Origin of the sequence: Thioclava sp. 'Guangxiensis' (assembly GCF_045348365.1) — a bacterium.
Taxonomy (GTDB): domain Bacteria; phylum Pseudomonadota; class Alphaproteobacteria; order Rhodobacterales; family Rhodobacteraceae; genus Thioclava; species Thioclava kandeliae.
Window position 1 is genome coordinate 688,308 of sequence record NZ_CP155823.1, and the last position, 13,147, is coordinate 701,454.

Annotated in this window: 11 protein-coding genes and 5 pseudogenes; 5 read left to right on the top strand and 11 right to left on the bottom strand. The window is 57.3% G+C overall.

Features of this window, described 5'->3' with window-relative positions:
* The first annotated feature begins 120 nt into the window (after window positions 1-120).
* Complete coding sequence (locus tag ABEB22_RS16630) at window positions 121-1,263, top strand: Gfo/Idh/MocA family oxidoreductase (RefSeq protein ID WP_349295475.1); 1,143 nt, start codon at window positions 121-123, stop codon at window positions 1,261-1,263.
* Between the two features lie 28 nt (window positions 1,264-1,291).
* On the opposite strand, the gene ABEB22_RS16635 is transcribed toward ABEB22_RS16630, so the two are convergent.
* Window positions 1,292-1,960 carry a GntR family transcriptional regulator gene (locus ABEB22_RS16635; RefSeq protein WP_349295476.1) on the bottom strand — a complete coding sequence of 223 codons (669 nt, stop codon included), beginning with the start codon at window positions 1,958-1,960 and terminating at the stop codon, window positions 1,292-1,294.
* 1,081 nt (window positions 1,961-3,041) lie between these two features.
* On the opposite strand from ABEB22_RS16635, the pseudogene ABEB22_RS16640 reads away from it, so the two are divergent.
* Both ABEB22_RS16640 and ABEB22_RS16645 read left to right on the top strand, forming a co-directional pair.
* Window positions 3,042-4,173: pseudogene (locus ABEB22_RS16640) on the top strand (IS3 family transposase).
* Window positions 4,174-4,194: 21 nt separating this feature from the next.
* Window positions 4,195-5,976 (top strand): ABC transporter ATP-binding protein, encoded by a 1,782-nt coding sequence (locus tag ABEB22_RS16645; RefSeq protein WP_349295477.1) that lies wholly within the window; start codon window positions 4,195-4,197, stop codon window positions 5,974-5,976.
* A gap of 278 nt (window positions 5,977-6,254) precedes the next feature.
* Here ABEB22_RS16645 and ABEB22_RS16650 read toward each other — a convergent pair.
* A pseudogene (locus ABEB22_RS16650) lies at window positions 6,255-7,251 on the bottom strand (IS481 family transposase).
* 17 nt (window positions 7,252-7,268) lie between these two features.
* Between ABEB22_RS16650 and ABEB22_RS16655 the strand changes: the two are divergent.
* Window positions 7,269-7,823 (top strand): tyrosine-type recombinase/integrase, encoded by a 555-nt coding sequence (locus tag ABEB22_RS16655; RefSeq protein ID WP_349295832.1) that lies wholly within the window; start codon window positions 7,269-7,271, stop codon window positions 7,821-7,823.
* Window positions 7,824-7,939: 116 nt separating this feature from the next.
* On the opposite strand, the gene ABEB22_RS16660 is transcribed toward ABEB22_RS16655, so the two are convergent.
* The 5 genes from ABEB22_RS16660 to trxB all read right to left on the bottom strand — a co-directional run bounded on the left by ABEB22_RS16660 (window position 7,940) and on the right by trxB (window position 10,621).
* Window positions 7,940-8,425, bottom strand: a complete 486-nt coding sequence (locus tag ABEB22_RS16660; protein ID WP_349295478.1) for a DUF2938 family protein — start codon at window positions 8,423-8,425, stop codon at window positions 7,940-7,942.
* 91 nt (window positions 8,426-8,516) lie between these two features.
* Window positions 8,517-8,774 carry a glutaredoxin 3 gene (gene grxC, locus ABEB22_RS16665; protein ID WP_349295479.1) on the bottom strand — a complete coding sequence of 86 codons (258 nt, stop codon included), beginning with the start codon at window positions 8,772-8,774 and terminating at the stop codon, window positions 8,517-8,519.
* A gap of 71 nt (window positions 8,775-8,845) precedes the next feature.
* Window positions 8,846-9,283, bottom strand: coding sequence for an OsmC family protein (locus tag ABEB22_RS16670; protein ID WP_349295480.1), 438 nt, complete (start codon window positions 9,281-9,283; stop codon window positions 8,846-8,848).
* 28 nt (window positions 9,284-9,311) lie between these two features.
* Window positions 9,312-9,638: a thioredoxin domain-containing protein gene (locus ABEB22_RS16675; RefSeq protein ID WP_349295481.1), complete on the bottom strand. Its 327-nt coding sequence runs from the start codon at window positions 9,636-9,638 to the stop codon at window positions 9,312-9,314.
* 23 nt (window positions 9,639-9,661) lie between these two features.
* Window positions 9,662-10,621 (bottom strand): thioredoxin-disulfide reductase, encoded by a 960-nt coding sequence (gene trxB, locus ABEB22_RS16680; RefSeq protein ID WP_350938568.1) that lies wholly within the window; start codon window positions 10,619-10,621, stop codon window positions 9,662-9,664.
* Window positions 10,622-10,734: 113 nt separating this feature from the next.
* On the opposite strand from trxB, the gene ABEB22_RS16685 reads away from it, so the two are divergent.
* Entirely contained in the window at window positions 10,735-10,905 is a 171-nt protein-coding gene (locus ABEB22_RS16685; protein WP_349295482.1) for a LysR family transcriptional regulator, read from the top strand.
* Window positions 10,906-10,922: 17 nt separating this feature from the next.
* Here the strand turns inward: ABEB22_RS16685 and ABEB22_RS16690 are convergent.
* From ABEB22_RS16690 to ABEB22_RS16705, 4 genes and pseudogenes are all read right to left on the bottom strand, one after another.
* Window positions 10,923-11,926, bottom strand: a pseudogene (locus ABEB22_RS16690) (integrase core domain-containing protein).
* A gap of 90 nt (window positions 11,927-12,016) precedes the next feature.
* A pseudogene (locus ABEB22_RS16695) lies at window positions 12,017-12,115 on the bottom strand (IS6 family transposase); the annotation flags it as partial.
* Between the two features lie 58 nt (window positions 12,116-12,173).
* Window positions 12,174-12,333: pseudogene (locus ABEB22_RS16700) on the bottom strand (IS110 family transposase); the annotation flags it as partial.
* Between the two features lie 134 nt (window positions 12,334-12,467).
* Window positions 12,468-13,034 (bottom strand): flavin reductase family protein, encoded by a 567-nt coding sequence (locus tag ABEB22_RS16705; protein ID WP_339114771.1) that lies wholly within the window; start codon window positions 13,032-13,034, stop codon window positions 12,468-12,470.
* Window positions 13,035-13,147: the final 113 nt, after the last annotated feature.

Genomic DNA, 13,147 nt, shown 5'->3' on the forward strand with positions numbered 1-13,147 from the left:
GGGAATTGATATGTGCTTTTCGTTTCCAGTCAGCATTCAGATCTATTGGGGCTTCTCTGATATGACGATGTTTGTATACAAATATGGATAGTAGATCTTTTCCATTAAAGGATATGTCCTATGACCGACGCGCCTCTTTCTCTTGGGCTGATTGGCCTTGCCCCGGGTCTAAGCTGGTCCTCTACCGCTCATTTGCCTGCGATTGTCGCCTTGCCGGATCTCTTCACGTTAAAAGGGGTCGCCAACAGCTCGGCCGAAAGTAGTCGAACCGCTGCCGAGAGTGCGGGTATTCCCAAAGCTTATTCGACTCCTGCGGAGATGGTGGCCGATCCCGAGATCGATGTTGTCAGCATCACTGTAAAGGTGCCGCATCATCATTCACTTGCGCTGCAGGCGCTTGAGGCTGGCAAGCATGTCTATTGTGAATGGCCCTTGACCCAAACTGTGGCCGAAGCCGAAGAACTGGCCGCACTTGCCGCAAAGAAAGGAGTCGTTGCGGTGGCGGGCTGTCAGGCACGTGTGGCTCCCGAAGTGCTGATGCTGCGCAAGTTGCTTGCGGAGGGCTATATCGGCGAAATGCTATCTGCGTCACTGACCGGCTATGGGTTGAACTGGGGGCCGACAATTTCCCTTTACGAGCGCCGCGACTATATGCTCGAGCATGCCTCGGGCGCCAATATGCTGACGATCCCGCTCGGTCATACTATGGCTGGTGTGCAGGATGTTTTGGGCAGGGTAAGCAGCGTAAGCGCCGAGATGACACAACGCCGTACGCATGTCCGTTCCGTTGAAACAGGCCAGATGCATGAAATGAATACGCCCGATGAGATTCTTGTCGCGGCAACTCTGGAGTGTGGTGCGCCGCTTTCGATCCATTATATGGGGGGGATGCCCAGAGGCGTGCCGGGATTGACTTGGGATATCCACGGAACAGAAGGCGATCTGCGGATCACCGGCCCGCTCGGACATCTCCAAATGGTGCCTCTGACAGTTATGGGCGCGCGTGGTGATGACAAGGAGCTTGCGCCGATCGCCGTGCCTGATGTGCTGTTTGAAGGGCATGCCGGTGCACCGATGCCAGGAAATCTCATACGGAATTATCAGCGAATGGCAGCGGATATCAAAAGCGGTAGCCGCAGCGCCACAAGCTTTGCCGATGCAGTAGAGCTGCACCGTCTTCTGGCTGCTATTGAAAGAGCGGCGCAAAGCGGTATGCGCACAAGCGTCGAGAGCCGGTTGGTGCCTTTGCCTTTTGCCGCATGAGTTGATCGCAACAGGCGCGGGCGGCCTCTCATTTAACAGGCGTCGGTCGCGTCGACAGAATATGTGCCCGCATAGCGGCCTCTGCCCATTCCGGGCTGCGTGCGCGGAGCGCTTTTACGATCTCGCGATGCTGAGCATTTGAGGCCAAGATGCCAACGGCCTGATGCAGAAGGTGTTGCTTGATCAGCATCGCAGGAGCATTCATCGCAGGTTTGACCATACGGGCCAATTGAACTGAACCCGTCGATTGGACAATCTTCTCATGGAATTGCGTATTCAGGGCGTCGAACATGTCGACGGACGGCTTGCCGCCTCGAGGATCGATGGCGTCCATTCTTGAAACGAGCGCGTCCAGTGCGATAAGATCTTCCGTCGATATCAGCCGCGCAGCCATCGCCGCGGCGTAGCCTTCCATCCGGGCGCGGATATCGAATAGGACATTGATCTCGGTGTCGCTGAAATCCGCAACATAGCGATGGCGATTATGCTCTGCGGCCAGACCATCCGTCACCAGCTGCCGTAAGGCTTCGCGTATCGGGGTGCGACTGGTTTGAGTGAGATGGGTGAGACGTTCTTCGCGCAAATGCTCGCCAGGCGCGAGGACGCCGGACAATATCGCTGTCCGGATGGCATTATAGGCACGCTCCGATGGTTTCTCCTGACGGTCCGGCATAGTCATCTGTTCTTTGTTCACCATCTATCCTTAGAAGTCCGCGTGTTCGCTCGATCTGACGATGCCTTTTAGGCGTAGCTTGTCTGGGAGTGATAGCATGCGAATAGGATGCTGTTGGAGGCTTAAATCTTGATCGGTAGAACATTCAACTTCGATTAATTCGAGCAGTTGGCGGGCTTCCTACATCTTAGCCAGAGAGGTTATAAACTCTAAGCTGAAATTTGAAACCGGTTCCGGCTGATTGAGATTCACAGTGGTGCACAGTAATTCTTTTTCGCGTCACCGGTTGATACAATATCCTTATAATTTCATTATCTTGTATAAATACCAACTAGTTGTCAGGAAATCCTACCGCCCCAGTCATGTCTGAAAATGTGACGTTCTCCCTAAATTGGAACTTATTCGCCCTAAGTTGGCAACTTGTTCGGGGAAAACTGCTATCTGGACATCTGAATTAGCTTTAGGCGAAGTTTGCTTGCCTTGCGGATGTTGATTGCCGTTGGTGGTGGGCAGTCTGATTTCGCGAAGCTGACGTTTGGGCAAATTATCTGTTAACCAAGGGCATGCACTCACGAAGTTTGCCAGAGGTCGCAAGATAATCAACGCAGTGCAGCATGCGGCCAGAAGGGCGGAGAGCCGACCTTCGCCGCTTCCGCACCGACTCTGTCAACGCATACCATAAGCGGACATAGGGGCAACGCTGAGCGGATCCATCGGTACGCTGACAGCTGACAGGAAGGGCAGATTCTGAAAGCGGCTGGACTGGTCAGGTCGAGCAGGGCGGCTATCCAACCACTTGCGCAAGACCCCGCCGGTTTCTAGTTTACAAGCGGGACCTTGGGTGATTGCGATAACCGGCTGTGCCAAGGAGGCAATGTGAAGTTCGACAAAGAACCGAGTTCAGTCGAGGAAGCCCTGGAAGTTTATTGGGTCGATAAATCTATTGTCGGCCACGTGCCAAACTACGCCGGTTTTTTGATCTGCCCCACTTTAGTGGTCCGGTTTAAAAGTTAGTGCATCGTGGGCCTTTGGTCTACTGGTCTTGCCCCACTGAAGTGGTCCACTTTTAGGGATAGTTTATCCCGTATGATGGAGGACTACTTAGATGGCAGGCAAACGCGAGAAGCCGGAAGATATCGTCATGAAGCTGCGTCAGGTTGAGGTCTTGCAGGGTCAAGGCGCGAAGCTGGCGGATGCCGTGCGTCAGATTGGTGTGAGCCAACAAACCTATTATCGCTGGCGGCGTGAGTTTGGCGGGATGAACCGCGATCAGCTCAAGCGACTGAAGGAACTCGAGAAAGAGAATACGCGGCTTAGACGGGCCGTATCAGATCTGACGCTCGACAAGCTGATCCTGACGGAGGCGGCTCGGGGAAACTTCTAAGCCCTTCGCGTCGCCGACAGTGCATTGACCATGTCCGGCAGGAACTTGGCGTTTCCGAACGCCGTGCTTGGTCTGGCCCTTGGGCAGCACCGCTCAACCCAGCGCAAGATCCCGGTTAGTCGTCAAGATGAAGCTTTACTGACGGCTGACATCATTGAACTGGCAAGGCAATACGGACGGTATGGCTATCGCCAGATCACTGGCTTGTTGGTTCAAGCGGGATGGTGCGTCAATCATAAGCGGGTCGAACGGATTTGGCGACGCGAGGGGCTTAAAGTCCCGCAAAAGCAGAAGAAACGAGGGCGGCTCTGGCTAGCGGATGGCTCCTGCGTGCGGCTGCGGGCCGAGCGGCCGAACCATGTGTGGTCCTATGATTTTGTCCAGGACCGGACAGCGGACGGGCGGGCTTACCGCATGCTCAATATCGTCGATGAGTACACCTAGGGCAGGTGCTGGTGATCCGCGTCAAACGCAAGCTGAACTCGGTCGATGTCATCGACGCACTGACTGATCTGTTCATCCTTCGCGGTCCGCCCGGGTTTATCAGGTCAGATAACGGCCCCGAATTCATCGCGACCAAGCTGCGCAACTGGATCGACGCGGTCGGGACTAAAACGGCCTATATCGAACCGGGGTCACCCTGGGAGAACGGCTACGTGGAGAGCTTCAATGCCAGGCTTCGTAACGAATTACTGGATGGGGAGGTGTTTTATTCGGCTCAAGAGAAGCCCAGATCCTGATCGAACGCTGGCGCCAGCATTACAACACGCTGCGCCCGCATAGCTCTTTGGGATATCGCCCACCAGCACCAAAAAGCATCGTGCCAGTAGACCAAAGGCCCACGATGCACTAACTTTCAAACTGGACCACTCAAGTGGGGCAGACCAATCTGACCACCGCGTTTCGCACCCCTGACGGCTGGGTCGACACCGTGCGCAACATTTCTTTCGATGTGCATGCCGGTGAAACCGTGGCCGTCGTCGGCGAAAGCGGATCAGGCAAAAGCGTCACCGCACTCTCCACGATGCGCCTTCTGCCCACACGTACCGCCCGCAGCCGGGGTGAAATTCTGTTGTCCGGGCGCGACCTGCTCAAACTTTCGGAATCCGAGATGCGCTCCGTGCGCGGCGGAGAGATCGGCATGATCTTTCAGGAGCCAATGACCTCGCTCAACCCGGTCTTCACCGTCGGCAACCAGCTTGCCGAAGCATTGGTTCTGCACCGTGACATGAGCTGGTCGCAGGCAGAGGCCGAAGCGCTGCGCCTAATGGAACGGGTGCGCATTCCCTCTGCCCGCACCCGTCTGAACGAATACCCGCACAAGTTCTCCGGCGGTATGCGTCAGCGCGTAATGATTGCCATGGCGCTGGCCTGTCAGCCCAAGCTTCTGATCGCAGATGAACCGACGACAGCGCTGGACGTGACCATTCAGGCCGAGATCCTGCAACTGATCCGCGAATTGCAGATAAGCGAGCAGATGGCTGTTCTGTTCATCACCCATGACATGGGCGTGGTGGCGGAGGTCTCCGACCGCACAGTCGTGATGTTCCGGGGGGATCTGATCGAGACCGGGCGCACGGAAGAGGTGTTTGCAGCACCGAAAGAGCCCTACACCCGCTCGCTTCTGGCCTCGATCCCACGCCTTGGGTCTATGGCGGGCAGTCTTGCCCCGCGCCACTTCCCACAGGTCGATCCGACCACAGGCAAGGCCAGCGAAGGCCGCGAAATGGCCCCGGTGACCGAGACCACAGCGCCGCCTGCAGCACGGGTCGAAAACCTGTCGGTCCGCTTCGATCTGCCCGATGGCCGCGTGCATGCCGTGGAAGATGTGTCCTTTACCATTGCGCCGGGGGAAACGCTGGCGCTGGTGGGGGAATCCGGCTGTGGCAAGTCGACCATCGAACGTACAATCATGGGGCTGCAACCGGCCACCGACGGGCGCGTCGAGATCGGCGGCCAGACCATTGATGCCAGCCGAGGTGCCGCCCTGCGCCAACTGCGGCGCAACACCCAGATGATCTTTCAGGATCCGTTCGCCTCGCTCAACCCGCGCATTCGGGTGGGGGACGCCATCATGGAGCCGATCCTCAGCCACGGGCTGATGCGCAAAGCCGAGGCCCGCACACATGTGGCTGAGCTGCTGGAAAAGGTCGGGCTGCCCGCCGCCGTCGCCAACCGCTTTCCGCATGAATTCTCAGGCGGTCAGCGCCAGCGGATTTCAATCGCGCGGGCTCTGGCTCTGGATCCCAATTTCATCGTCGCGGATGAAGCCGTGTCGGCTCTGGATGTGACGGTGAAAGCGCAGGTATCGAACCTGTTGATGGATCTGCAAGCGGAGCGCAATCTCGCCTATCTCTTCATCAGCCACGACATGGCCGTGGTCGAACGTATCGCCCACCGTGTGGCGGTGATGTATTTCGTGGAACTGGTCGAGATCCGCACCCGCGCCGATATTTTCGGCAATGCGCAACACCCCTATACCCGCCGGCTGATCGAGGCGGTGCCCCTACCCGACCCGACCCGCAAGGGCCAGCGTCGTGTGGCTCCGCCCACGGAGGCCCGCTCGCCGATCCGACCATTCGACTATCTGCCGCCGAAGCGGCAATATCGTCTGGTCGGTCCGCAACATATGGTTCTGCTCCCTGACGAGACCTGATCCGGGAAAATCCTGATCGCCTCCTCTTTTGACAGAACTGCGCCAACTGATCCCGGCGCGGCTTTTGTCGCTGCCGGGCGCGCTTCAGAAAGATTGAGTTTTGGCATGAGCGAAAAGTCTTCGGCAGCACAGACAATTACCCGCACCTTTCACTTATCCAATCGAGAAAACCCCGAGCCGTCGGAGACCGGCTGTCCGGGCCATATAGACGGCATGAACGGGCAAGATCTCGGCCGTAAGCCTGCCGGGAAACGAAGCGACCTGTAGATATGCCGTTACTACGTGTTCAGTCCCGGCATCTGGTGGATCGGGTTCAAGATGCATCTGTCCGGCTCTGAAGTCCAAATCTTGCAGATGTATTCGTAGTGTGTGAGCCCGTTGAGGGTCTTGAGCCTGCGAGCGAAGTTGTTAGCCGCCATGAAGTCTGCAAGGTGCGTCCGCAGCTGCTCATGGGTGTCGTAGTGGAAGCGTTTCACGGTCGCTTCCTTGATGGTGCGGTTCATCCGTTCGACCTGTCCGTTGGTTCAAGGGTGGTTGGGCTTGGTCAGCCGGTGCTCGATCCCGCTCGACCATTGTCCTCGGACCAATGGCGGACAATGTCTCGCCCTCACAGATCATGTCGAAACGCATGGGGCGGGAATAAGCAGTGTTCCGGTTCCGGGGCTGCTCAGCGAACTGAATTCCGTTGTCAGTGAGAATGGTATGGACCTGATATGGCACGGCCTCCAGCATATATTGCGGGAATTCCCAGGCCGTCTTTCTATCCGCCTTCTCGACGAGTTGGGTTACGGCAAATTTGCTCGTTCGGTCTATGCCAACGAATAGAAAGAGCTTTCCTTCCGCAGTCTGCACCTCGGCAATGTCGATTTGAAAGAACCCGATTGGATAGCGTTTGAACTTCGACCGCTTTGGCTTGTCGCCCTCGATATCAGGCAGGCGCGAAATGCCATGTCGCTGCAGACAGCGATGCAGCGCTGAGCGTGTCAGGTGCGGAATGGATGGTTGAAGCGCATAGAGACAGTCATCGAGCGGCAGAGCCGTGTGGCGCCGAAACGCGACGATGGCTGCCTCCTCAGCCTCCGTAAGGACCGTCGAACGTGGCTCCTTCGGGCCGGTCTTAAGATCATCTACCGTCTGTCGTTTGCGCCACTTCGCAACCGTCTTTGGATTGATCCCCAGCTCCCGGCTCAGCGTCGCGATCGAAGCTTGCGATCGCTGTATTGCTGCTCTGACCGCGTGCGTGGTCGTGGCGCTTCCGAGACGAAATTGTCCCATATGGCATTCTTCCATTCCTGCGAAAGGATCACACCATCAAACCGTGGGATCAAACACCTAGGGTGCGGCTGGAGCTGGCCGAAAACTATCGCGATCTGGCCCTTTACAATCTTGCCATCGACAGCAAGCTGCACGGCTGCGACCTAGTGAAGATGAAAGTGGTCGATGTCATGGCCTCCGGCCAAATCAAGGAATGCGCATCGGTTTTGCAGAGCAAGACGCAGAAACCTGCGCGTTTCGAAATTTATGAAGGCACCCGTGTATCTCTGGCAAATTGGATGCGGGAGCCGCTCATGGTCGGCTCCGAATACCTCTGGCCCGGGCGCTTTCATAAACGACTTCACATTTCGACCCGCCAATACGCGCGTATTGTCCGTGACTGGGTGACATCCATTGGCCTGGAAGCCAGCGCCTATGGCACGCATTCGATGCGGCGAACAAAGGTCACGCAGATATACAAGAAGACCGGCAACCTACGGGCGGTCCAACTTCTGTTGGGGCACACCAAGATGGACAGCACTGTCAGATACCTTGGCGTTGAGATTGAGGATGCGCTGGCTATCGAAATCTAATGGCGTGGGCCGTCTTCACGGACGGCCCATTGCCGCCGTTCGCATCCTATTGCTTGAACGTCCGCTATCTAACTGGCTCTTAAAACGACAGGCCGATCACGATATGAAGCTTGCGCTTAGCTCAGCATTAGCGCCAGCAGATACTGCGCGATGGCGAAGACTACATGGGCTACGAGAACATAGGCGATCATGCCTGCGGTGTTGGGAAGTTTGCGCGCGAAGACACCACCGCCCATGCCCGGCATCAGGATCACAAGACCTGCAAGGGTGCTGATGACAATGCCAATCCAGAAGAACGGCAAGAATGTCGGCGCTGCAATAAAGTCAGTCCCCCAGACCAGTGGAATAACCAGCGCATATCCCAGACCGATCAGATAGTGGAAGATCCAGCCGGTTGCGGCCTCGGAGCTGGTGAACGGGCGGGTATCGGATCCGTCAAAGACGAGGCGTCCTGCGGGAAGCCCCTGTATCCAACGCCCGACGGAGGGCCAATGCGTACCGGGCATCCAGCCAATCTTGCCAGTGAACACACCCCACAGGTCCAAGGCAATTGTCGACCCGATGCCCACAACGAGCGTAAACAGAACTATATCGGTAAACATGACTCACTCCTCCATCTTTGCAGAAGACGTAGCGCCAAGTGGAGCAGCTGATAAATTCTTTCTTACCTGTCAGATTGATATCGATTTGCGATTAATCAAGTTGGAGGAGCTGATCCAGCTTGCCATTGCGCTCAAGCGCCATCAGTTCCGAGCACCCGCCGATATGGATGTCGCCGATAAAGATCTGGGGCACTGTATGTGCGCCGCCCGCGCGTGCGATCATCTTCTGGCGCTTCTCCCGCGACACCGCATCGATTTCCCTAAAAGCGACCTTCTTGCTTTTCAGGATCGATTTCGCCCGCGAGCAGTAGCCGCAGAACGGGGTGGTATAGATTTCGACTTTTGCCATTACTCATTCCTTTGCTCGGACCTTTGATCGGCCCTTTTACAGAGTGTGGGGGCCAAAGCCCCCACATGCTTTCAGGCATCCGCGGCAGCGGTAATCTCCGGCGTGACTTCGATTATCACACCCGCCTTCTTGGCCAGATTGCCGACGACACAGACCTTGTCTGCGGTCGCGACAGCCGCTTCGGCCGCCGAGAAATCCTCGGCCGTGGCATTCGCTTCCATCACCAGCTTGGCACGGTGATGGATCGAGAATTCCTTATCGGTCGCCACGGCAAAGGTCTCGACGTCGATGGACTTCACCGGCACCTTCTTGTTTTCGGTGATCGCGCGCAGGGTCGCGGTAAAACAGGCCAGCGTCGAGGCGGTGAAGAGCGATTTCGGGTCAGCACCCGCGCCCGAGCCACCTAGATCTGTCGGGATGCCGATGCCGACATTCCAGCCTTCACCTTCGATCTTGCCTTCGCCTTTGAACCCGCCGGTCCAGCTCGAGGTCATTTTGATATCGGACATGTTAGTTCCTTTCTGGGAAATTCGGGGATCAGGAGGCCGCCTTGACGACCTGCGTGTAGCGGTCCTTCGGATTCAGCCCGACAACCATATCGACCGGCTGGCCGTCTTTCATGACCACAACCGTTGGCACCGAACGGATACCGAAAGTGCCAGCGATCTCGGGGGCTTTGTCGATATCGATCTCGGCAAAGCCTGCGCTATCCTTCATCTCGGTGGCGACCTCGTTGAAGACCGGCTCGAGCGCGATACAGGGGCGGCACCAAGTGGCCCAGAAGCGCAGCACTTTCACACGGCCGGGGCTATCCATGAATTCGGAGAAATTCGCGACATTCAGGCTGGTTACATCATTGGACATAGTCGTTTCCTTTCGGGTTTGGGTCAGGCTGTTTCGGGCACGCTCAAGGGCAGACCGGCCAGATAGCGGTCGGCTTCCAGTGCCGCCATGCAGCCCTGACCGGCAGCCGTCACGGCCTGCCGGAACTGGTCATCGGTGACATCGCCTGCGGCGAAGACACCGGGGATATTGGTGGCGGTGCTATCGGGGGCGGTTTTCAGATAACCGCCAGGCTTAAGATCCAGCTGACCGGCAAACAGTTCGGTCGCGGGGCTATGGCCGATGGCCACGAAGACACCGTCGGTAGCAAGGCATTGCAGGCTGCCATCGCGCGTGTCGCGCAGGGTGACGCCGGTCACAACCTTCGGCATTTCGGTGCCGGTGATCTCGGCAATCTCGCTATGCCATTGCACCTCGATCTTGGGATGGGCAAAGAGGCGGTCTTGCAGCACCTTCTCGGCGCGCAGGCTGTCGCGGCGGTGGATCAGCGTCACATGATCGGCGATATTGGCCAGAAACAGCGCCTCCTCGACGGCCGTATTGCCGCCCCCCACCACGACCACGCGGCGGCCACGATAGAAGAAGCCGTCACAGGTCGCACAGGCCGAGACCCCTCCGCCCTGATAGGCTGCCTCCGACGGCAATCCCAGCCAGCGTGCCTTGGCACCTGTCGCGATCACCAGCGCATCGCTGGTATAGGTCGTTCCGGCATCGCCGGTAAGCCGGATGCCATCCTGAAGCTGGGCTTCGGTGATCATATCGGTCACGATCTCGGTGCCCATGGCCTTGGCCTGATCGCGCATCTGCTCAACCAGCCACGGCCCTTGAACCGGATCGGCAAAGCCCGGATAATTCTCGACATCGGTCGTGATGGTCAGCTGACCGCCCTGTTCCAGGCCGGTCAGCAGAAGCGGCTCCAGCCCCGCGCGTGCAGCATAGATCGCTGCCGTATAGCCGGCAGGGCCCGAGCCCAGAATGATAAGTTTGCGGTGCATTGTCATCATGCCCCTTTGCTTGCAATCTTCGATACGCTTCTCATATATGCGTCAGGTAGTGATGTTTAATTTCTGATTGGATATCGCTATATATTCGCTAATTGCATCAATCGGAGGCTGGAATGGAAATCAAGGAACTGCGCTGTTTCCTGCGGGTGGCCGAGACGCTCAATTTCAACCGTGCCGCGGAGATGCTGAATATGAGCCAGCCGGTGGTTACGAAGACCGTGGCGCAGCTTGAGCACAAGCTGGGGGTGAAGCTCTTCGAGCGCACCATGGTCTGCCCCACTTGAGTGGTCCGGTTTGAAAGTTAGTGCATCGTGGGCCTTTGGTCTACTGGCACGATGCTTTCTGGTGCTGGTGGGCGATATCCCAAAGAGCTATGCGGGCGCAGCGTGTTATAATGCTGGCGCCAGCGTTCGATCAGGATCTGGGCTTCTCTTGAGCCGAATAAAACACCTCCCCATCCAGTAATTCGTCACGAAGCCTGGCATTGAAGCTCTCCACGTAGCCGTTCTCCCAGGGTGACCCCGGTTCGATATAGGCCGTTTTAGTCCCGACCGCGTCGATCCAGTTGCGCAGCTTGGTCGCGATGAATTCGGGGCCGTTATCTGACCTGATAAACCCGGGCGGACCGCCCGCAGCCGGACGCAAGAGCCATCCGCCAGCCAAAGCCGTCCACGTTTCTTCTGCTTTTGCGGCACTTTAAGCCCCTCGCGCCGCCAAATCCGCTCGACCCGCTTGTGGTTCACACACCATCCCGCCTGGTGCAGAAAGCCAGTGATCTGGCGATAGCCATACCGTCCGTATCGCCGTGCCGGTTCGGTGATGTCAGCGGTCAGCAGGGCTTCGTCCTGACGACCGAGCGGGGGCGTGCGTTGGGTCGACCGGTGCTGCCCAAGCGCCCGGCAGGCGCGGCGTTCGGAAACACCCAGTTCCTGCCGAACGTGGTCAATGCATTGGCGGCGGCGCGAAGGGCTTAGAAGGCCTTCGCGTTCGGGGCTACAAACCCTCCACTGGAGGGTTTGCTACACGCCCCTCATCTTTGCGGCTTCCGTCAGGATCAGCTTGTCGAGTGTCAGATCCGACACGGCGCGCCTGAGCCGCGTATTCTCTTTCTCGAGTTCCTTCAGTCGCTTGAGCTGATCGTGGTTCATCCCGCCATTCTCACGTCGCCAACGGTAATATGTCCGGTTCGGGTCACACCAATCTGACGCACCGCATCCGCCAGCTTCGCGCCTTGGCCCTGGCACAGGCCTCAACCTGACGCAGCTTCATGACAATAACTTCCGGCTTCTCGCATAGGCTTGCCATCTAAGTCGTCCTCCATAATACGGGATAAACTATCCCAAAAGATGGACCACTTCAGCGGGGCAAGACCAATGTCACGTTCGAACATCATCTTCTCGGCCTTAGATTGAACAAATCGTAGAGCCAGACCGCGTGGGCAATGATCGAAGGCGGGAACCGGTGCCGCTTGTAGCTGATGGAAGCTGTCTGCATCGCCGTGACCTCCGTAGCAAACAGCGAGGAGGCAATCGCGACCCGATTAACGTGATAACGCCTGCATCGCCACCAAACAGGGTGACAAGTTGCCAAAAAGTAAGCACCTGCATCTTTTTGAGTTTCTTGCGCACGATTGCGCGACCCTTGCAGTAGGAGCCGTGGACCTGAAACACATTCTTCGCCGGATCCAGTCCTAATGTAATAATTTCTGACATGACCGCTCCCTTTGTGGATTGTTGCAGACGCAGCTTGGCACAGAGATGGCCTAGGCGGCGATTGCATCATCAAGGCCCATTGACATGCCAGTCGAGGCTTTCGCGGCGTAGCGGCGACTGCGCCGCGAAAGAGATTATTCTGCGGGTTCCTGTACGAGGGCTTGGTAGCTGCCATTGCTATAAAGCAGTGCGGGATCTTCCGAAGATGCACTGATACCTGCGACCCTGCCGATCAGGATGGCATGGGTCGGGGAGGGAAGTTCTTCGGCCAAGATGCAATCGAAAACCGTCAGGGCGTTTTTTGCTACCGGTGCGCCGCTTTCCAAAAGCTCCCAGTCTTCATCGCTGAAACGGGCATCGCCTCGCAAAGCCGAACGGCCCGCAAAGAGATTGGCCAGTTCTGTCTGCTTTGCAGACAGGAAATTCAGCGCGAAATGGCCAGATTTACGGATCGTCTCAAGCGCTGCAGAGTCGCGGTGGATGCAGATCAGGACAGAAGGTGGGCTATCCGACAAAGAACAGGCGGCCGTAATCGTCACGCCCGCCCGTTCGCCCCGTGCGCCAGCGGTCACAATGGCAACCGTCGAGACGGGCCTCCGCATGGCCGCGCGGAATTGGGCTTGATCGGGAAGGAAGCGCGGTGGCGTGGCTGTGCCCAGCGGTTCTGTCGTTTCGGTGCGCAACTGGGAAGTGGTCGACATTTCAGCGGGCCTCTTAAGATGTGGCATGGTTTGAAGCCACCCTTGAGCGCGGCTATCGTCATAACAAATTTCAATTTTGGTTGATTCATTGGTTGCGCATCCTTTGACCTATA